The sequence below is a fragment of the Carnobacterium sp. genome, assembly GCF_045617425.1.
Taxonomy (GTDB): Bacteria; Bacillota; Bacilli; order Lactobacillales; family Carnobacteriaceae; genus Carnobacterium_B.
Map to the genome: position 1 here is coordinate 361,920 of NZ_JAZLIO010000009.1, position 19,876 is coordinate 381,795.

The window sequence follows — 19,876 nt, forward strand, 5'->3', positions numbered from 1 at the left end:
TAACAAAAATGATTAGATTTTATAGGAGGAAACATAGTGAAGACTATTCTTGTATTGCATACTGGCGGGACCATCTCAATGAGTGAAGATCAAACAACTGGGAAAGTATCTCCAAACTCAGAAAACCCTTTAAATAAACGGGGACATTTATTTGATAATGTGGCAAATATGATTGTCGAGGATTTTTTCCACTTGCCCTCTCCACATATGACACCTGATAAAATGCTATTATTAAAAAATAGAATCCACCAAGCTATTGTTGCTAATGAAGCAGATGGAATCGTCATTACTCATGGAACAGACACCTTGGAAGAAACAGCTTATTTTTTAGATCTGACAATAAAAACAACGATACCAATAGTTGTAACCGGAGCTATGCGTTCAATCAATGAAGTCGGCTCTGATGGACTTTACAATTTTCAAAGCGCTATTTGGGTTGCTTTATCTCAAGAAGCTAAAGAAAAAGGTGTTTTAGTCGTGATGAATGATGAAATTCATACTGCGCGCTATGTGACCAAAACCCACACAAGTAATGTGGCTACTTTCCAAACACCTACATTCGGTCCAATTGGATTGATTTCAAAAAATAAAGTACTCTTTTTTCAAAAATTAATTGAAGAAGAAGTTTATTCAATCGAGTCTGTAAATAAAACTATTTATCTATTAAAAGTTTACGCTGGAATGGATGGAACCTTATTTGATGCTATAAATCAACCTACTACTGATGGCCTCGTAATCGAAGCCTTGGGTGCTGGAAATCTACCACCGGCTACATTATCTGCCCTTGATCGTTTGATAGCTAATCAGATTCCCGTAGTACTTGTATCGCGCTCATTTAACGGTATTGCACAAGATGTTTATGATTACAAGGGTGGGGGTAAGCAACTGAAAGAAGCTGGCGTTATTTTTGCAACTGGATTGTCCGGTCCTAAAGCACGCATTAAGTTACAAGTGGTCTTAAGCCAAGGTACCTTATCTCGCTCACTTGAAGAGTATTTTTAATAAAAAAAAACCGTTCAGTTTAGCTGAACGGTTTTTCTATTTTTAGTTACTCAACTGTTTTCCATTCAATGCTGGCTTCACAATTTGTAACTCCTTCAGCTATTATACGATGAGCCGTGATCATGTTGTTGTCGGTCTCTTTTGTTGCACTCATTTCACTATGGATCAATTGTCCATAATGAACTTCCTTTTCAAACTTGATTGTCATACTTTTTATTTCATGTGTTGTAAGGAACTCAAGATTTAATGTATCTATAGCCCACTCGATATATTTAGAGTTATTCACATGACGATTGCTGTCAATATCTAAGTATCTTACACGGTATTCTTTAGAGATCATCGTTTCTTCATCAACTTTTATCGGCTTTGGACTACGCACCAATTTCTTAGTAAATTCAGATTCGTATGGTGCTACAATTTCATCTGGCACACGTGCCATCTTACGTTCTTTCACATTCATCAAAGCAAATGTGCTATTAACAGTCACACATAAATTGCCCTCTGCATCGTATACTTTAAATATCCGATAACAAAACAATTTGTTGTAAGAGGTAGCTTGAGTTGTAATATTGATTGTTTCATAAAAAGCCGGCATACGTTCAACTTTCACTTCATATTGAAGAATAATCCATGCTAACCCTTTCTCAGCTAAAACTTCGTCCCCTACTCCTAATAAATAGCTTTGCTCACCAGATACGTGAAGCATAACATTTAACAGCATAGAAAGTGTCATTTTTTGAGTTGTATCACACTCGTAATATTTAATTTGGTGCTCTTTCTCGTATATTTTCCCGCTCATTCAAAATCCTCATTTCCTTTTAAAAATTCTTCTTTAAGGATAGCACATTTTTATTAAAAACACCTAAAAAATAAGGCATATTCATTACTCTTTTTCTGCAACCATTATTTTAAACATGAGATTTTTGAGCTAAAAAAAAGAGACTAAGAAAAACTTAGTCTCTCCTTTCTACATTATTGGTATTTGAGGTATCTTGTTAGAGAATTTCCTTTTGATGCTTTACCTTATTACATCTTTTTCAATAATTCTGCTTGAGTTGAATACAACTGGTAGTACAACCCTTTTTTAGCCATCAATTCGTCATGGCTACCTGATTCTTGAATCTTCTTATCTGCAATATAAAAAATACGGGAACTATTTTTTATCGTTGACAGCCTATGAGCAATAATAAATGCTGTTCTACCTTCCAACAAGCGATCTAGACCTTCCTGCAACAAGATTTCTGTTTGGGTGTCTATGCTGGAAGTAGCTTCATCCAATATGAGTACTTTAGGATCAGCAAGCAAGGTACGAGCAAATGAAATCAGCTGCCTTTGTCCAGCAGATAATGTGCTTCCGCGTTCCTTGACAACGGTACGATAGCCATCTTTTAAAGCACTGATAAAATCATGTGCTCGGACAATTTTAGCCGCACGTATAATTTCTTCTTCAGTAGCGTCTAATTTACCAAAACGAATATTTTCCATTATGGTTCCAGAAAAGATGAAGGTCTCTTGGAGCATCACGCCTATTTCATTTCTTAATGAGTTTAAGGTTACTTTTCGAATATCGATCCCATCTACTAAAATTTCTCCGGAATCGACATCGTAAAAACGAGTCATTAAATTAATAATGGTCGATTTACCTGCACCTGTCGGACCAACTAATGCAATAGTCTCTCCAGAACGAACTTGGAACGAAAGATTTTCAAAAATTGGTTGGTTCTTTTTATATCCAAATGTTACATCATTAAACACAACATATCCTTGGATAGGAGGCAATTCAAAGGCATTCGGTGCATCTTGAATTTCTGGTTCAATGTCCATCAATTCGAAAATACGTTCCAAGTAAACCATACCCGTTACTAGACTGTTATAAAAATTACCAATGTTAATCATGGGATTCCAAAAGTTATTAACATAACCGATAAAAGCAATCAGTATACCGGTAGATACATCTATTCCAAGTCCATTTAAACCAACAAAGTAAATAATTGAAATTGTTAGGGTGGCAATATTTTGAATAAATGGTGCAAGTAAGAACTGAATTTTCACTGCATGCATCCAAGATGATCGCTGATCCTCACTTACTTCTGAAAAAATATCTCTATTAACATTTTCTCGCGTAAACGATTGGGTAACCTTGATTCCAGCTACACTTTCATGAATGTAAGCATTCAATCCTGCTTGTTTACTACTAACTTCTTCATATGCTTCCCGTTGTTTTTTTTGAATCACTAAAGTCACAACAAATAAAACTGGCAGTAAGATAAAACTATAAAGTGTTAACCTGACGTCCATTGTAAACATTATACCTAAGGTAACAACTAGACTCATGACGTCCGATAAGACGTTGATTAAGCCATTAGACAATAAATCGCTTAGAGAATTAATGTAATTTACGACACGAGTAACAATTTTCCCATGAGGACGACTATCAAAAAAGGAAAAAGGTAGTTTTTGCAAATGAACAAAAACATCGGTTCTCATATCCTTTAACACGTTTTGTCCCAATAAAGTAATATTTCTTATCCGGTATCTTGAAGACCAGCCGCCAAATAACTGCGCCAATGAAAACAGGATAATAATCCACATCAATTGTGTAGTGTTTTTATTGGGAATCGTTTCATCAATAACAATACTTGTAAAGTAAGGTCCTAAAACTAAAACAATATTAGAAACTAAAATCGCAAAAAAAAGTTTTAAAAATCCACTTTTATACGGAGCAAGGTACTTACCGACTCTTTTTAATAAGTTTGTATTTGTTTTTGGTTTATTTTTTTGTTCAATTGAACTTTCAGTCTGCTCCATTTGCCTCTACCTCCTCTTCATCAGATTGCCCTAATTGTTTCTGATAAATTCTATAATAATACCCTTTTTTATCTAGTAGAGAAGCATGATTTCCTCTTTCGATGATTTCTCCCTTAGATAAGATGATAATTTCATCTGCAGATTTTACAGAGGATATTCGATTGGCAATAATAAAAGTTGTTTTTTCCTTCATTAACTCGCCTAATCCTTGTTGAATTTTCACTTCTGTTTCCATATCCACAGCAGAGGTTGTGTCATCTAAAATTAAAATAGACGGATCCTTCATCAGTCCTCTTGCTAAAGATATCCGTTGTCGTTGCCCCCCAGATAGTCCACTGCCGCGTTCTCCTAAATAGGTATTATACTGTTCAGGCATACCTTGGATAAATGGATCAGCATCTGCTACTCGTGCACTTTTTTGAACGCGCTCAAGATCTGCTCCAGGAGTTCCAAATGAAATGTTTTTTTGAATCGAATCAGAAAATAGAAATACATCTTGCATAACAATCGCAATGTGACTTCTCAACTCTCTTACATTCCATTTCTTTGCATCGATTCCATCAATCAATACTTTACCTTCTGTAGGATCAAAGAAACGTGAGATAAGATTAACCAACGTTGATTTACCGGACCCTGTCTCTCCTAAAATCCCAATAGTCATACCGGGTTTAGCTTTTAACGAAATATGACTCAAAACAGGAGTTTCAGGATCATCTGCAAATGAAAATGAAACATCTTGAAATTCTACTATACCTTGAATCGTCTCAGCGGATTCTTTTTCTTCTATAGGTATCATTGGCTTAGACGCTAACATTTCACGGATTTTATAAGAGGAAGCAATGAATCGTTGTAAATCATTCACGTACCAACCAACATTACGCATTGGCAAGTTCAGCATCCAGATAAAACCATTAAAAGCAACCAGATCACCTAAACTCATAGTCCCATTGATTACTAAAAATCCGCCATACCCTACCGTAATAACTGATAAAAAACCTGCCAGTGTCTCTAATGGTGGTAAATACGTTCTTGTTACATTAGCAGAATCCATATTTCGTTGTTTATAATCTTCATTATATTTATCAAATTTTTCTTTTTCATAATCTTCTCTTGCAAAAGCTTTAATAACTTTATTTCCACTAACATTTTCTTCAACCATTGAATTTAACCTCGAAAAACTTTCTCGAATTTCATAATAAACAGCGTTGGCTTTTCCTGACAGTAAAACCGTTAGTATTCCTATAAAAGGTGTAACAATTAATAAAGCCAGCATTAATCGCCATTCTATAAATCCCATGACTATGATTGCTGAGATCAACAACAAAAGATTGTCTAAAACATTATAAGACAACCATGAAATGGCATGACGAATGGCATCCGTATCCCCAGACATCCGAGCCATAATATCTCCTACGCGCGTGTTATTAAAAAAAGCAAAATCAAGTTCTTGAAGTTTTTTATACAAGGCTTCTCTCATTTGGTAGATAGCGTCTTGTCCTATCCGTTCAAACATAATCTGATACACATACCTTAATATTGTCCGCAACACTGTTGCTCCAATCATTAAGGCTAACAAGGGGATTAAGAGATTTCTCTGCGCATCCACAATGACTCGATCGACAATTTCTCCACTAATCAATGGGGAAACAATATTTAATACTGCGACAATGACCACAAGAATCGTTCCCACAAGAGCTTTTACTTTATTTGATTTGATGTACTGTGAAACCCATTTAATACTGCTCATACAATAATGCCTCCTACTCTTACTTTTTCATATACTAATAAGCAACTCTGTCTTTCATACAGTTCATTTACTATTCGTGCTCCAAGTAAATAACTTATTCATTTCTTCCTATTATATTTGATTAGGAATATGAATACACTTATTCTGCTCACTTATGTCGATTATGTAAATCTCATTTTTATTTTTTACTATTCATTCAATGTAAAACAGCCTTTATCAACTAACGCAAATGAGCTTAAAAAAATGCATTGGCTGCACCCAAATACGTAAAAGGGCTGGAATAATATTCCAGCCCTTTTACCCATACAGTTAAATTCATTTGCTACTTTAAAGCAATTTGGTTTCCTTTTGTATTGGGAAGAACGTTTTTTCACGAATATCAAAATACTGCTCTCTAAACGGGTGGTCAGAATCAGCATTCCAAGGTTTAGCATGTCCACAGAAATGTATCACCGCAGGATTTTCTCTTGCTTCATCCCATTTTAATTGCCCTTGTATCGTCGGATGTTCTTTTTCTTGCAACATCATATAAGTTTGAGCATTCCAACGCGGATCCAATTCTAACCATCTATCATGTAGAATGGCATTCAATGCATCTTGATCATGGAATCTTAATTTTTCAGGGTTATTTTCGATAAAAGCTAAAACTTGTTCGGTTATTTTCTGTTCACGCCACTTTTCTAAATCCATTACCATAAGGCCTGAATTAAAGTAAAGATCAGTTTCGCTCTCAATCTCCATTTTCTCTAATCGGTTATGGAAACCAGCATCTTCTACTGCACCTAGTAATTGATCTCCTAAATCAACTTTCCAAAGTGCTTCAATATCTTCTAACGTAATCATATCGCAATCCATATAAATAGCACGCTTAGTTTCTTTTAATAGATTTGGTATCGAAATACGGTAGTATGCCGTTTGCGGAATACGATCACTTTCTACTGCGCCTGAAAATTCGGTAGGATCAATTGTGACATAACTGATTCTAGAATTGTATTCCCCAACTGTACGATTTAATAAAAATTTTGAACGAAGAGAAATATTATCATCAATCACATAAAAGTGAAAAGTTGTGTGTGTTTGTTTTGTTGTTAATAGTGAAAGAAAGAGTGTTGCCAAGTGTGGCACAAATGCTTCATTGCTCGATGAGACAATTGAGATACTTTTTTGTTCAACCATTGGTAATTCCTCCTTAAATTTGCTTCATTCTTATCTTGTCTAAGATATCTTAAAATCGCAAGATAAGTATCCATTTGTAGAAGAGCAACTCTTCTAATTGTCTTATTTAATTTGATTAACAGCATCCTTTTTAGTTACTTCATCATAAAAAGGTGTTTTCTTTAATTCTTTTAAATACCTTTTAGTATATGGATGGTATTCATCAGAATTCCATGGTTTATCATGTCCTGTGAAATGTACTATGGATGGCTGATCAACAGCTTCTTTATAGGCCTTAACGTAGAAATCATTTGGAGGTTGATGCCTTTCAAATACTAAAGAAGTTTGAGCATTCCATTTTGGATGAAGTGCATACCACTTCTCATAAAGAGTTCCATTTAAGGCATCTTGGTCATGATAGATAATTTTATCTTTTTGTTTTTCAAGAAACGTCAATGTTTTCTCAGTGATTTTAGCCTTACGCCAATTAGTCAAATCCATTAACAACAACCCAGAATTAAAATAGTAATCTTTTGTTTCAATTCCTAGTCTAGGATGCGCCAAGGCTTGTCCAGGATCAATTACAGCACCAACAACTTTATCTCCTATATCTGTTTCATACAATTTTGAAATGTCATCCATTACTAAAACATCGCTATCGATATACAATACCTTTTCATAGTGTTTATCTTCTAATAAATCAGGTAATGATATTCTATAGTAAGCTGTTTGTGTGATATGGTCGCTTTCCATAACGTTGGCATACAATTCTGAATCTACTTCTAAATAGTCAATTGTAGCAGTGTGATTGGAAATGCTTTTTTCTAACTTTTCTTTACTCTCAGAAGTTATGTGATCATCAATAATGTAAAATGCTACATCGTAATCACTAGAAAGATTATCCAAAATTGTTTTTAGAGTGACACTTAGATAAGGTGCATAATTATTATCTGCAGCACTTACAATCGGAATCAGTTTTCTTTCTCCCATTTTCCAACCATCCTTTCTGTTAGTTTATTAAATAGTTATGAATATTTAATTAAAATTTGATTTCTGTCTATACAAAATTCTACCTCTTTATTCTTTTTTTTACAAACAATATGCCTTGGTATAACAACGTTTACTTTAAAAAATTAAAAAAATACTTATTCCGTAATCGTTTTCATCCACTTGTGACTTGATTTTTTTGGCTTTTAATTCATTTTTAGTTCTTTAGTACTATAGAAAAATTTTATATTTCGTGTATACTGAAAACAAATTCAAAAATACATATTATTCCTTATTTATAAAAATTAGCTTGCCTAATTTATCAAGATAGTAAGTGAAAGAGAAGAAGGTCTTATAGTGAAAATTTACCTTATGTTAACCGATACAAATACTTTATTTTCAAGAGCCATTAAACTCTACACAAAAGCAACCTATAATCATGCTTCCATTGCTTTGGAACCTTCATTATTAAAACCTTATAGTTTTGGTCGCAAGTATGCGCATAACCCTTTTTGGGGAGGTTTTGTAGAAGAAGACTTATCTCGTCATTATTTTTCAAGAGCCCAATGCGCTATTTATACTTGTGAAGTATCCGAATCACAATATAAAAATTTGGATGAATTGCTGTCTTTTTATAATCAAACTAAAGATATCTACCACTATAATTTAATTGGTTTAATTACTTTAGCTTTAAATATCGATTTTGATAGGAATGATTCTTACTTTTGTTCGCAATTTGTAGCATCTGTTCTTAGTGAAAGTGGTATTCATAGATTTGAAAAAGAACCGCATTTTGTTACACCTGAAGATTTAAGTCAACTTTCTATATTTGAACAGCTTTATTCGGGTTCATTGATGGACTATCTTTTAACGGTTTCTGAAGAGCAAACTAAACCGCAATTATTATTATCCTAAATAAAAAAAATAGTATGAGTATAAAAAAAGATCAAGACTAAAGTCTTGATCTTTTTTTATACTTTTATAGTAGCATGACTACCTCTAGAAGATTTTGTTACTTCAATGTGAACGGGGATTCTCGTTTTCAACTCTTCAACATGAGAAATGATTCCTACTAATCGACCACGTTGATTTAATTCAAATAATGTTTCAATCGCACTGTCTAAAGAATCCACATCTAGTGTACCAAAACCTTCATCGATGAATAAAGTATCTACACTGACTCCTCCACTATGATTTTGAATCACATCACTTAAACCTAAAGCTAGTGCTAAAGATGCTTTAAAACTTTCTCCACCCGATAAGGTTTTAACACTTCTTTTCATACCAGTGTAATTATCAAAAACATCTAGATCCAATCCTTTAGGACCCGCACCTTTTGTTTTTTCTTTATTGCGGATAAGAGAATAACGATTAGTCGTCATTTGAGTAAATCGTGTGTTTGCTGCTTCAATAATTTCTTCAAAATAAATCCCTAAAACATAGCGTTCAAATGAAATATAATCTGTTTCTTTTGATCCATTTGCCATTTCGGCTAACTCTTTGTACATTAAATATTCTTCTTGTTGATCCTTTTTTGCATGATGGTTCATTTGAATTTGAGAAAGAATGGATTGTATTGTTTTATTCGTTCCAATCTGTTCATGCTGCTGTTCTTTTAACATCCTTCTTTCACGTTCAATTTCTTGATTATCCAATATATATACTTCACAGGATTGAGTGGCGCATTCTTTTTCAAGTAGCTTTTTTTGTTCCAAGATATTCGCTTGATTCGTCCATTTTTTCTTATCAAACGATTCTATTTCTTCTCTCCATTGCTGCTTAATTTCTTGTTTCAATAAATACCTTTCGAAAGTATCCTCTAAATGATTTATCGCTAATTGTTGCTTAAATTTTTCTTCCATCTCTGACTTTCTTTCAAGTAATGTCTTTAATTGTTTTTCAAAAGCTTTCGTACTTGTCTGGTACTGGGTCAGCATTTTTTCTAGTTGAACTTTCTTTTCTTGAGCTTCAACGTAATCATTTTCAATATATTTGATTTCATTTGTTTTTCCTTCAATTTGTTTATAAAGAACTGATAAATCAGTTTCTTTTACAGTTGTATTTAATAAGTCAATTTCTGTTTTCAATTCAGTGATACGCTGTTTATTGTATTGGACTGACGAATGAAGTTCTTGAATGGTTGATTCTTTTTCTTTTATTTGAAGTACTTTTTCTTGTATATTCTTATCAATCTCTTCTTCTGTATTTACCCTATTTTGCAAATCAGCTAACTCTGCTGTTAATTGCCGTTGTTGCTGATTCTCATGAGATACTTGGCGTTCAATTTTATGCCTTTCATCCTGTACATCGTTTGTTTGAATAGCTAATTTTCTTTCACTAGAATAAATGGCTTCATTTAATCCTTGTAACTCAATAGAAATTCGGTCAAATTTCGTACCCACTTCATTTTTTTGTATTTCTAACTCTTCAAGCATTTCTTTTGAAATCGTGTCTGATGCCACCATTGCAGGAGCAGGATGATGACACGATCCGCAAACAGGACATGCTTTATTTTCTTCTAAATTATTCGCTAAAACACCAGCAATATTGCGATTATAAACCAATCGTTGCTCTTGGTATTGCCTTTCTATTTGAGTAAACTGATCTTCTATTTCTTGAAATTCACTCGCTTTAACAGCTTGTTTTTTTAAAAATACATTTAGCTCATCTAAAGACTCTTGCTGTTTTTTAGTTTCGTATTGCTTTTGTTGCAAACTGCTTACTTCACGTTGCTTCTCCAACATGGTTATTTTGGCCTGTTGAATTTCTTTTAGTTCAAGTTCTTGTTTTTTTAATTGTTCTTCCACTGTATCAACTTGGCTTTTCAGCAATTGAATATTCTTTAGATGTTGCTCATTTTCTTTTTCTAAGTTAGCTTGCATGTCGTACTTAACTATTCGTTCATTCAATAATTTTTCTTGTTCCTTCAAATTGATTAAAGTTTCTCGCTTATTTGGCAACTCACTATAAGCCCTTTGCAAAACAAGATAGTTTTTTTCTGTTTTCTCTAATTGATCCACTGTTTCAGCTAACTTCTGTTGTTCTTTGTATTGTTCTTTTTCAATGGTCTCTTTTTCGTTTACAATTCTTTCTAGTTGCTGTTTTACTTCCAAACAATCTTCTGCCTTTTTTGCAAGCTCAAAACTCATCCGTTTGGTTTCAATCATTTCTTTATTGTTATCCAAAATTTTTTTTTCTTTCTCTAAAGAATCTAAGACTGTTAACAAATCTATCTTCCGTTGATTGCTATGGTATTTCCCGTCTAAAGTTGCTAATTCTTTTTCAAGAGCTACAATCTTTTTTTGATAATTTTCAACTACATGGCCTAACTCTTTTATGATAGTTGGTATATCGAAATATGCTACAGCTTCATTTAAGATATCATTAGTGTGCTCGGGAATCATTCCAACAAATTGCTGTAAGGTGTTCTCACTTTGGTTGATTTCTTGTTTTAAATCACTGGCCTTTTCTTTTAAGTTTGATTGAAATTCTTTAATCATATCTGTTTGGAAAATATTCCGAAAAATCTTTTCCTTATCTGCGCTGTTAGATTCCAACATTTTTTTAAATTCGCCTTGAGGAAGCATAACAATTTGCTTGAATTGTTCGTACGATAATGAAAGCAATTCCTGAATTTCTTTGTTTGCTTCATTAATTTTGGTGGTAACCGTACCATCATGATGAAACTCCACTTCTGAAGACCAATTTTTCAACTTTCCATTTTTACCTGGCCCTTTTTGTGCAGGACTTCTTTTAATATAATATTTTTTACTCGCTATTTCAAATTCTAATTCTACGAAACAAAGTACTTCATCCGTAGAAAATTGTGATTTAAAAGAATCTTTTCCACGACTTGTTCCACTTGCATCATCATATAAAGCGTAAGCGATAGCATCGAATATCGTGGTTTTTCCTGCCCCAGTAGGACCGCTTACTAAGAATAATGTTTGTTGGTGAAATTGAGTAAAATTAATCACAACTTTTTCTTTATAAGGCCCAAAAGCATTCATAACTAATTTTAATGGTCTCATGCTACTTACCTCTCTCCATTTCATGCAAAATGTTGTTAATAATACTTTTGTGTTCAACAGTTAAAGCTTTTTCTTTATAATGTGCATAAAAATCATCAAAAATATCTTGGACAGATAATTTTTTCAATTGTTCCTGATGCATAGTTGATGCGTTTTCTTCACGTTCTTTTCGAGCTGCGTACTCCAAGCCCATCGCATTTGGATAACGACGACGCAGTTGATTCATTGCATCCATAACAAAATTCTCATCCAGCAATTCAAAAAATACATAATCATCTGAATGCTGTTCCATTAAATTAGTAAAGAAATCTTTGAGAATACGCATATCTCGTTTAGGTTCGATGTAAATCGGTTCAATCTCAACATGATTTTTTTCTAACGTTACTAGGGATACTTGTTTTTTATGCACCGCTTCTGATTTCGAATATTTTAATATTGATCCACTATACCGAATACGATCATGCTTTACTTTTTGAGCCTTATGCAAATGACCCAACGCTACATAATCAAAATCTTCAAACAGCTCCACGCTTACGTATTCGGCAGTTCCAATACTTAATGGTCTTTCTGAATCAGTCGTTTCAGAAGTATCATTGGTTAAATTAATGACATATCCATGTGCTATCAAAACGTTTATTTCTGAAGAATCCATTTCTTTTTTGATGGCTTCTATTTGAACCCTTGTAGCGTCTTCTAAACTTTTAATTGACTCGTCTTGCAGCAGCTCTCTAATATAAGCATAGTCTGCAAAAGGTAGTAAATAAAAATTAACTCCTTTAAGAGTTACTTTTCTTGTCACCTCTTTGACGGTTCCTTCAATATAGAGCTGATTGGTTGCTAAAAGTTCTGCACCATATTCTACTCGTTCATTACTATCATGGTTGCCTGCTATCACCAAAATAGGAAGATTAACTTCTTGAATCAGTCTTGTTAACACTTTATTGGCTAAGGATACTGCTTCTTTTGAAGGCATCGCACGGTCATACAAATCTCCCGCCATAATTAAAGCGTCAACTTGTATTGTTTTTAATTTTTCAATTAATTGATTAAGAAAATATTCTTGATCTTCTAACATTGACATTTCGTTGACAATTTTCCCAATATGCCAGTCTGCTGTATGTAATAATCGCATAGGTATTCTCCTTTGTTAACATTACTGTAAAAATTCAGCTTATCATTTTTTTGAACGTTCTTCTATCAAGAAGTATACTACGAATAGTTCACTGAGAACACCAGCTAATAAAAACTAACTATATCTTCTATTTTTGATGAACATAAAAGAAGTCAACTATGCTATCATACTAGTAAACACTAGTAAGGACTGAAACAGATATGAAAAAAAAATTCGACTTGTACGAGCATTTAGCTCAGTATTATGAAACTGATCAGATGGGGATTATTCATCATTCAAACTATATCCGTTGGTTTGAGGAAGCTAGAACTAATTTATTAGATCAAATGGGTTTTGGTTACGATAAAATGGAAAAACTTGGAATAATTGTTCCTGTTCTAGAGATTGCATGTCACTATAAATCAATGGTGCGTTACAACGATCGTGTTTACATCTTACCTAAGATTGAAGCCTTTAACGGTATTCGTTTAACGATCTCGTATCAAATTATAGATAAAATTACCGGGAAATTGCGGACAACTGGGGAGAGCAAACATTGTTTCTTAGACAAGGAAAACCGACCTGTTTCTTTGAAAAAAAAGCATCCAGAACTATATGATTTATTCGATGCTTATTTAGGTGTTGATTTATCAAAATAAGCTTAATTATCAAGTTATAAAAAATAAACCCAAACGACAAGGCTGTCATTTGGGTTTATTTTTTATAACGAGTTTTTTTCCGTTATTATTTTCTGAATAGGAATATCAAATGGTTCTATTGGAAGAGCTGAAGTTATTTGCTTTGAGTAAATAAGTCCCACAGTATGGTTTGGGAAGTCTTTCAAAAAACGATCATAGTATCCACCACCAAAACCGACTCGATACCCTTTCACATCGTAAATCAATCCTGGAACCAATACTAAATCAATCTCCGTTTTACCTACCATTTTTGTTTGTGGAGGTTTTGGTTCAATTAGGTTATAAAAACCCTTTTCTAATTGATCCATACTTGTGAAGTCATAAAAAGTCATGGCCTTATGCTCTGGAACGCACTTTGGAGCACAAACAATTTTCCCTTCTTTCCAAGCTTGTTTAATGATTCCTAATGTGTTCCATTCAAATCCTTGAGAAAGCGTAACACCTATTCGTTTAGCTGATTTCCATTCGCTCGACATGAATAAATTCTCTTCTAGTTTTAGTTCAATTGCTGCTTTTTCTTCAGCAGAAATACTATTGAGTAAAGAAATCATTTTTTTTCGCAATGCTTGCTTTTCTATTTTTTCTGTCATTCTTCTTCTCTTCCAATCTGAGTTCTTATATTACTTTGCTAATTTAAAAGACTGACTAATCATTTGATAAACATTGCTAGCAATCGTAGACCCTTTTTCAACTAATCGTTCAGCTTCTTGATTTAAAAGATGTCTTTTTTGTTTATTTTGCATCTCTGTCGTGTTGATATAAACACTTAAGCTTGCTCCTTCTAAAGCTGCTTTACAAAAAAGAATCCCCGTTCCAGCATCTGCTGTTAGCCTGGTATTTCCTATTTTAGCTACTCGCTCAAGCAATTCAATCGCTCTTACTGTCTTTTTCATAATATCAATCGGCACAGTTGTAGCGCCCTCTAATACTTCTTCCATTACCTTATCTTTATACTCAATCTCTTCTGGTGTTTCTTTAGGCAACTTATATGCTTGTGCTAGGGGATAAAATGCATCGGCGTCTTTTTGAATCAATTCTTCTAGCTCCAGTTTAATTTGTTCTAACTCTTCAACAATTTTTTTTACTTCAGTATCAACGGCTTGATACTTTTTCTTTCCAATCGTAAAATTCCCAACCATACTACCTAAAGAAGAACCTAATGCAGCCACTAAGGCCGCTGCACCACCTGCTCCAGGTGTGGATTGTTTTGCAGAAAGTTCAGTTAAAAAATGTTCAATCGTTTGCTCTTTCATTGTCATGATCCCCTTTCTTTAATAATTAAAGAAAATTAAAATAATCCAATGATTCTTCCATCCGCTAAAACATCAATCGACTCTGCTGCTGGTACTTTTGGCAATCCTGGCATCGTCATAATATCGCCTGTTAATACAACTATAAATCCCGCTCCAGCAGAAACTTTTACTTTTTTAATAGTCACTGTAAAACCTTCCGGCCGGCCTAGTTTATTTTTATCATCTGAGAAAGAATATTGTGTCTTTGCCATACAGACAGGTAAGTTCCCAAATCCAAGAGCTTCTAGACGAGTAATTTCTTTTTTCACTCCAGGAGCTAATGCAATTCCTTCGCCCCCATAGACTTTTTGAACAACTTTAGTCATTTTATCTACCAACGAGTCTTCTAACTCATAAGCATAGGTTAACGTACTTTTTTGTTCTGCCAAATCAACAACTGCTCTAGCTAGATCTTGTCCGCCATTACCGCCATTTTCCCAAACATCTGATAAAACAACATGTACCCCGAGTTCTTCACACTTTTCTTTCACTAATGCTAATTCTTCAGCAGTATCTGTTGGAAATTTATTGATGGCTACAACCGTTGGCATACCAAAAACAGTTTGCATATTTTCAATGTGCTTCATTAAATTAGGTAAGCCTTTTTCAAGAGCTACCACATTTTCTTCTTTTAATTCTTTTTTATCCATTCCACCATGCATTTTCAATGCTCTTACCGTTGCTACAACTACAACAGCTGCAGGTTCTAAACCTGATAATCGGCATTTAATATCCATGAATTTTTCAGCTCCTAAGTCAGCACCAAATCCAGCTTCAGTGACAACATAATCAGCATATTTTAAAGCTAATTTCGTTGCTTTGATGCTATTACATCCATGAGCGATATTGGCAAATGGTCCTCCATGAATAAACGCAGGTGTATGTTCCAATGTTTGAACCAAGTTCGGTTTTAATGCTTCTTTTAATAAAGCTGCCATTGCTCCATGTGCTTTCAAATCTCCTGCAGTAATCGGTTGCCCAGCTACATTGTAACCTACAATAATATTTTTCAGCTTTTCTTTCATTTCTTCCATATCCATTGATAAACATAAGATAGCCATAATTTCTGAAGCTACTGTAATATCAAATCCATCTTCGCGTGGAACACCATTCGTTTTGCCATTTAGTCCATCAACGATAAACCTCAATTGGCGATCATTCATATCCACCACACGTTTCCATGTAATATTTCGTGTATCGATCGCTAGTGCATTTCCATGGTGAATATGATTGTCTAACATAGCAGCTAATAAATTATTGGCTGCACTGATGGCATGGAAATCCCCAGTAAAATGCAAATTTAAATCTTCCATGGGTACAACTTGAGCGTATCCACCTCCTGCTGCTCCACCTTTCATACCAAAAACAGGCCCTAAAGACGGTTCTCTAAGTGCTATTGCAGCTTTTTTACCTATTTTTTGAAGACCGTCTCCTAATCCGACTACGGTTGTTGTCTTTCCTTCTCCAGCTGGAGTTGGCGTAATAGCCGTTACAAGGATCAACTTACCATCTGTTTTAGCTTCCAAATCCGTTAATTCTATTTCATTAATTTTAGCTTTATACTTTCCATATTGTTCAATCGCATCATCATCTATTCCTATTTTTTTAGCAATGTTTACTATTGGTTCCATTGTCGTTTCTTGCGCAATCGTGACATCTGTTTTAAATTCCATATGTATCCCTCCAGCTAGTTCTAAACTCATTTTCTTATTCTTATATTACCATTTTTCTTAATCTTTTCCTTCAAAAATTAGTTAATTTAATCCTTTAATTTCATTTTTATTCAAAAAAAAAAACGCTTTGCTTATGTTAAGCTAAACGGATTTTTTCATCTTTTTGACTCTAATTTTTTTCTTTTAAAATGTGTTTGTAATAAATTTTATCCATGATAACTGCAATGGCATTATCTCCAGAAATATTTGCTGCAGTGCCAAAACTATCTTGCGTTAAATACAGTGTTATCAAGAGATTTCCCATAACACCCGTTGGATCTATACCAACCATAGTCATAAAAGGTAGAGCACTCATAATGCCTCCTCCTGGCGCTCCAGGGGCAGCTACCATAGCTATACCTAACATTGCAATAAATCCTGCCATCATACCAAACTGTATCGGCATATTATACATTAATAAGACTGCTGTCACACAAGAAATAACCGTTACGATACTTCCTAACAAATGAATCGTTGCACATAATGGAATGACAAACTCACGAATTTGAGCAGATACCCCATTTTTCTTAGCAATTTCTAAGTTCACTGGAATGGTTGCTGCAGAAGACTGCGTTCCAATTGCTGTTATATAAGCCGGAACTTGATTCTTAATTAATATCAATGGGTTTTTTTTTGTATAAAGTCCAGCAATTACAAAAAAGAGTGATACAAGAAGCAGTTGTAAACCAATCACAATCGCAAATACTTTCCAAAAAATTGAAAGAATCGAAAATACACTTCCTGTATAACTTAAATTCACAAAATTACCAAATATAAAAATGGGCAATCCTGGAATAATCAGCGAATTAAGTAGTCTACTGATGATCAGACTAAATTCACTAAAAAAGTTATACATGGTATCGCCTTTATTTTGACCTCTCAGCCATGAAATACAAATTCCAATCATAAATGAAAAAACAATGGCAGAAGTAACATCCATAATAGGCTCTAAAGGAATAGAAAATAGTGGTGCAAGGCCAGCTTTTTCACCGATACCTTCCGCACTTAATCCACTATCTATAAATAAAGGAAACACATTTACAGCTATTAAATACGCGAGAAAACCAGCAATCAAGGTTGAAGAGTAAGCCATTAATGTGGTGATACCCAGCAGCTTTCCTGCTCCTTGTGTAAGATCCGCAATACCCACTACCACAAAACCAATGATCATCAATGGGATGATAAAACTTAGTAAACTACTGAATAGAGCAGAAATCGTAACCGGTATTTGAATAATAAAATCCGGCAAAAAAGCCAATTGTCCAAAAACAATACCTAAAATAATTGCTATTAGCAACTTTGTTACTAATCCTAATTTGATCCTTTTCATCTTTTACTCACTCCTTTTATAAACAAAAAAGAATTTACTTTTTATCTATAAATTCTTCCTTCACTATCCTAACATATTTTTTTATTTCTAACCATTTTTTAATTAATATAAGGTTCATTTTTAATAGAATTAGTCCTCATACTTATTAAAGTATAAAAAATTAGCTGGTATAAACTCGGCATACTACCGAATATATACCAGCCAATGGCTATTTTATTAATGTTTAGTTTACTGTCTTATACAGTTTTCTCTTCTTTGAGTACGCCATCTTCAATACGATAAACACGATCACAGTATTTCAACATGCGTTCATCATGGGTAACCATAATAGCAGCTTTATTACGAGACTTCACTTCTTTTGCAATCAACTGTACGACTTCATGAGCACGTGCAGTATCTAAGTTAGCTGTGGGTTCATCTGCTAAAATAACATCAGGATCATTCATAAAGGAACGCGCAATTGCCACACGTTGCCTTTCACCGCCAGATAACTTGTCTGGAAATTTTTCGAATTTAGTATCTAACCCTAAATCTGTTAAAAGTTCTCTTGCAATTTTTTTCATATCTTCAGTAATGGAACCCTTCATTTTTACGACAACTAATAATTGATCTAGTACCGTCAAATAAGGAATCAAATTTGACGTTTGCAGTATAAAACCAATCTGTTCCAAGCGAACTTGTGCTAACTCTTTTTCATTCAAAGAGGATATTGCTCTATCTTTAATAAATACTTCTCCTTCAGAAGGTTTCAATAAAGCTCCTGCAATTGCTAAAAAAGTACTCTTTCCTGAACCAGATGGTCCAATAATAGCTACAAATTCTCCCTTATCCACAGTCATTGAAACTTGATTTAACGCAATCGTTTCACTTTCACTATCTTGATAACGTTTTGTGACATTTTTTAATTGAATACCAGACATTATTCCAACCTCCCTAATGCTGTTAAAGGATCAATTTTAGAAATCTTGATCACAGAAAATAGCGAACTTAAGACACTTATCGCTAGTAAAACGATACTATAAATGATGACCATAGGGAGTTTTAAGTTAAACGGCATACCCTCTGGTAGTACTGCAGCAGTAAGATATGTCAGCCCAATTCCTACTAAGATACTGATAGCTGATAAAACGAAGACTTGTGAGATAACGGTTTTAATAACAAAACCGTTACTTCCTCCAATGGCTTTTAGAACACCAAATTGCTGCGTTTTTTGATTGGTTAAAACATAAAAGAACACACCAATAATAAAAGCTGAAATAATGATTAAAAACCACAGCATCATCATGATTGTGCCATTTTCAGCTGTATATCCAGGAACAGCGTTTACAGCTTCATCTTTTGTCCCTATTTCTATCCCATCAATTGTTTCATTTATTGCTTCAACGTCTACATTCGTTCCTTGAAGTAAAATTCCATTAACTGGATTTTCTATACCATTATCTGAACCAGGTGCAGCGTACTTAATAGCACGAAATTTATCTAATTGTGCAAAAATAACCGGCTGATGATTTAAAGTTTCATTTTGGACAAAACCGATAATCTCCACTTCTTCATTAGATCCATTGATTGCTAGCGTATCACCTAATGAAAACCCGTCTTCTTTCAGAGACTCATCCACAATTACACCATTTAAATTGCTGTTTATTAGTGCTTTTCCAGAACTGACAGACGGCTCCATAAATAATCCGGGCTGAATACCCGCTATAAGGACATCCGTTTTTGTTGCATTCTCTTCATCACTGGCAGCAGAACGTATTGAAGCCGAGACCGTTCCCATTGAAGCGACAGCTTCAACCCCTTTTTCGTTTAGCAATTGTTCTTCCAAATCTTCAGAAAGAATAGATTTAGAAAAGCTAAAATCCGTTTCCTTTTCAAAAACAACGTAATCTGCCTCAGAATATTTTAACGTCGAAGTTGCTAAATCAGATAACCCCGTTCCAAGACCAGATAATACAAACACAAGCCACGAAATAAATACTATAATTAAACCAATCATAATAAAT

General features: G+C 34.0%; 16 protein-coding genes. 3 read left to right on the plus strand and 13 right to left on the minus strand.

Translation table 11 applies throughout. The features are described 5' to 3' along the window. Positions 1 to 36: 36 nt before the first annotated feature. Positions 37 to 1,002, plus strand: a complete 966-nt coding sequence (locus ACKI3H_RS05015) for an asparaginase (protein ID WP_407371178.1) — start codon at positions 37 to 39, stop codon at positions 1,000 to 1,002. Between the two features lie 46 nt (positions 1,003 to 1,048). Here ACKI3H_RS05015 and ACKI3H_RS05020 read toward each other — a convergent pair whose 3' ends face one another. The 5 genes from ACKI3H_RS05020 to ACKI3H_RS05040 all read right to left on the minus strand — a co-directional run bounded on the left by ACKI3H_RS05020 (position 1,049) and on the right by ACKI3H_RS05040 (position 7,702). After that, a complete protein-coding gene (locus ACKI3H_RS05020; RefSeq protein WP_407371179.1) occupies positions 1,049 to 1,801 on the minus strand; it encodes an acyl-[acyl-carrier-protein] thioesterase in 753 nt (250 codons plus the stop codon). Between the two features lie 227 nt (positions 1,802 to 2,028). Beyond that, positions 2,029 to 3,810, minus strand: a complete 1,782-nt coding sequence (locus tag ACKI3H_RS05025; protein ID WP_407371180.1) for an ABC transporter ATP-binding protein — start codon at positions 3,808 to 3,810, stop codon at positions 2,029 to 2,031. After that, complete coding sequence (locus ACKI3H_RS05030) at positions 3,797 to 5,557, minus strand: ABC transporter ATP-binding protein (protein ID WP_407371181.1); 1,761 nt, start codon at positions 5,555 to 5,557, stop codon at positions 3,797 to 3,799. Before ACKI3H_RS05030 ends, ACKI3H_RS05025 begins: the two co-directional genes overlap by 14 nt. Before the next feature lie 327 nt (positions 5,558 to 5,884). Then, the gene (locus tag ACKI3H_RS05035; protein ID WP_407371182.1) at positions 5,885 to 6,733 is read right to left on the minus strand and encodes a glycosyltransferase family 8 protein; all 849 of its coding nucleotides are present in this window, start codon (positions 6,731 to 6,733) and stop codon (positions 5,885 to 5,887) included. Positions 6,734 to 6,835: 102 nt separating this feature from the next. Further along, complete coding sequence (locus ACKI3H_RS05040) at positions 6,836 to 7,702, minus strand: glycosyltransferase family 8 protein (RefSeq protein WP_407371183.1); 867 nt, start codon at positions 7,700 to 7,702, stop codon at positions 6,836 to 6,838. A 354-nt stretch (positions 7,703 to 8,056) separates the two neighbouring features. On the opposite strand from ACKI3H_RS05040, the gene ACKI3H_RS05045 reads away from it, so the two are divergent. Continuing rightward, on the plus strand, positions 8,057 to 8,614 hold the full coding sequence (locus ACKI3H_RS05045; protein ID WP_407371184.1) for a hypothetical protein: 558 nt from the start codon (positions 8,057 to 8,059) through the stop codon (positions 8,612 to 8,614). A gap of 56 nt (positions 8,615 to 8,670) precedes the next feature. Here ACKI3H_RS05045 and ACKI3H_RS05050 read toward each other — a convergent pair whose 3' ends face one another. Next, complete coding sequence (locus ACKI3H_RS05050) at positions 8,671 to 11,730, minus strand: AAA family ATPase (RefSeq protein ID WP_407371185.1); 3,060 nt, start codon at positions 11,728 to 11,730, stop codon at positions 8,671 to 8,673. Between the two features lies 1 nt (position 11,731). Further along, positions 11,732 to 12,862, minus strand: coding sequence for an exonuclease SbcCD subunit D (locus tag ACKI3H_RS05055; protein ID WP_407371186.1), 1,131 nt, complete (start codon positions 12,860 to 12,862; stop codon positions 11,732 to 11,734). Positions 12,863 to 13,062: 200 nt separating this feature from the next. Here ACKI3H_RS05055 and ACKI3H_RS05060 point away from each other — a divergent pair, with 200 nt between their 5' ends. Further along, positions 13,063 to 13,500, plus strand: a complete 438-nt coding sequence (locus tag ACKI3H_RS05060) for an acyl-CoA thioesterase (RefSeq protein WP_407371187.1) — start codon at positions 13,063 to 13,065, stop codon at positions 13,498 to 13,500. A gap of 62 nt (positions 13,501 to 13,562) precedes the next feature. Here the strand turns inward: ACKI3H_RS05060 and ACKI3H_RS05065 are convergent, their stop codons facing one another. From ACKI3H_RS05065 to ACKI3H_RS05090, 6 genes are all read right to left on the minus strand, one after another. Then, positions 13,563 to 14,129 (minus strand): 5-formyltetrahydrofolate cyclo-ligase, encoded by a 567-nt coding sequence (locus tag ACKI3H_RS05065; RefSeq protein WP_407371188.1) that lies wholly within the window; start codon positions 14,127 to 14,129, stop codon positions 13,563 to 13,565. 30 nt (positions 14,130 to 14,159) lie between these two features. Further along, positions 14,160 to 14,792 (minus strand): cyclodeaminase/cyclohydrolase family protein, encoded by a 633-nt coding sequence (locus ACKI3H_RS05070; RefSeq protein WP_407371189.1) that lies wholly within the window; start codon positions 14,790 to 14,792, stop codon positions 14,160 to 14,162. 35 nt (positions 14,793 to 14,827) lie between these two features. Then, entirely contained in the window at positions 14,828 to 16,504 is a 1,677-nt protein-coding gene (locus tag ACKI3H_RS05075; RefSeq protein WP_407371190.1) for a formate--tetrahydrofolate ligase, read from the minus strand. Positions 16,505 to 16,673: 169 nt separating this feature from the next. Beyond that, on the minus strand, positions 16,674 to 17,873 hold the full coding sequence (locus ACKI3H_RS05080) for a dicarboxylate/amino acid:cation symporter (protein WP_407371191.1): 1,200 nt from the start codon (positions 17,871 to 17,873) through the stop codon (positions 16,674 to 16,676). Between the two features lie 236 nt (positions 17,874 to 18,109). Then, a complete protein-coding gene (locus ACKI3H_RS05085; RefSeq protein WP_407371192.1) occupies positions 18,110 to 18,793 on the minus strand; it encodes an ABC transporter ATP-binding protein in 684 nt (227 codons plus the stop codon). Next, entirely contained in the window at positions 18,793 to 19,869 is a 1,077-nt protein-coding gene (locus tag ACKI3H_RS05090) for an ABC transporter permease (protein WP_407371193.1), read from the minus strand. Before ACKI3H_RS05090 ends, ACKI3H_RS05085 begins: the two co-directional genes overlap by 1 nt. Between the last annotated feature and the right edge of the window lie 7 nt (positions 19,870 to 19,876).

What these genes read in the sequence shown, in the direction of transcription:
- ACKI3H_RS05065 (WP_407371188.1), bottom strand. Translation starts at nt 14,129, where the DNA reads ATGACAGAAAAAATAGAAAAGCAAGCATTGCGAAAAAAAATGATTTCT.
- ACKI3H_RS05080 (WP_407371191.1), bottom strand. Translation starts at nt 17,873, where the DNA reads ATGAAAAGGATCAAATTAGGATTAGTAACAAAGTTGCTAATAGCAATT.
- ACKI3H_RS05085 (WP_407371192.1), bottom strand. Translation starts at nt 18,793, where the DNA reads ATGTCTGGTATTCAATTAAAAAATGTCACAAAACGTTATCAAGATAGT.
- ACKI3H_RS05035 (WP_407371182.1), bottom strand. Translation starts at nt 6,733, where the DNA reads ATGGTTGAACAAAAAAGTATCTCAATTGTCTCATCGAGCAATGAAGCA.
- ACKI3H_RS05050 (WP_407371185.1), bottom strand. Translation starts at nt 11,730, where the DNA reads ATGAGACCATTAAAATTAGTTATGAATGCTTTTGGGCCTTATAAAGAA.
- ACKI3H_RS05090 (WP_407371193.1), bottom strand. Translation starts at nt 19,869, where the DNA reads ATGATTGGTTTAATTATAGTATTTATTTCGTGGCTTGTGTTTGTATTA.
- ACKI3H_RS05040 (WP_407371183.1), bottom strand. Translation starts at nt 7,702, where the DNA reads ATGGGAGAAAGAAAACTGATTCCGATTGTAAGTGCTGCAGATAATAAT.
- ACKI3H_RS05020 (WP_407371179.1), bottom strand. Translation starts at nt 1,801, where the DNA reads ATGAGCGGGAAAATATACGAGAAAGAGCACCAAATTAAATATTACGAG.
- ACKI3H_RS05055 (WP_407371186.1), bottom strand. Translation starts at nt 12,862, where the DNA reads ATGCGATTATTACATACAGCAGACTGGCATATTGGGAAAATTGTCAAC.
- ACKI3H_RS05030 (WP_407371181.1), bottom strand. Translation starts at nt 5,557, where the DNA reads ATGAGCAGTATTAAATGGGTTTCACAGTACATCAAATCAAATAAAGTA.
- ACKI3H_RS05025 (WP_407371180.1), bottom strand. Translation starts at nt 3,810, where the DNA reads ATGGAGCAGACTGAAAGTTCAATTGAACAAAAAAATAAACCAAAAACA.
- ACKI3H_RS05060 (WP_407371187.1), top strand. Translation starts at nt 13,063, where the DNA reads ATGAAAAAAAAATTCGACTTGTACGAGCATTTAGCTCAGTATTATGAA.
- ACKI3H_RS05075 (WP_407371190.1), bottom strand. Translation starts at nt 16,504, where the DNA reads ATGGAATTTAAAACAGATGTCACGATTGCGCAAGAAACGACAATGGAA.
- ACKI3H_RS05070 (WP_407371189.1), bottom strand. Translation starts at nt 14,792, where the DNA reads ATGAAAGAGCAAACGATTGAACATTTTTTAACTGAACTTTCTGCAAAA.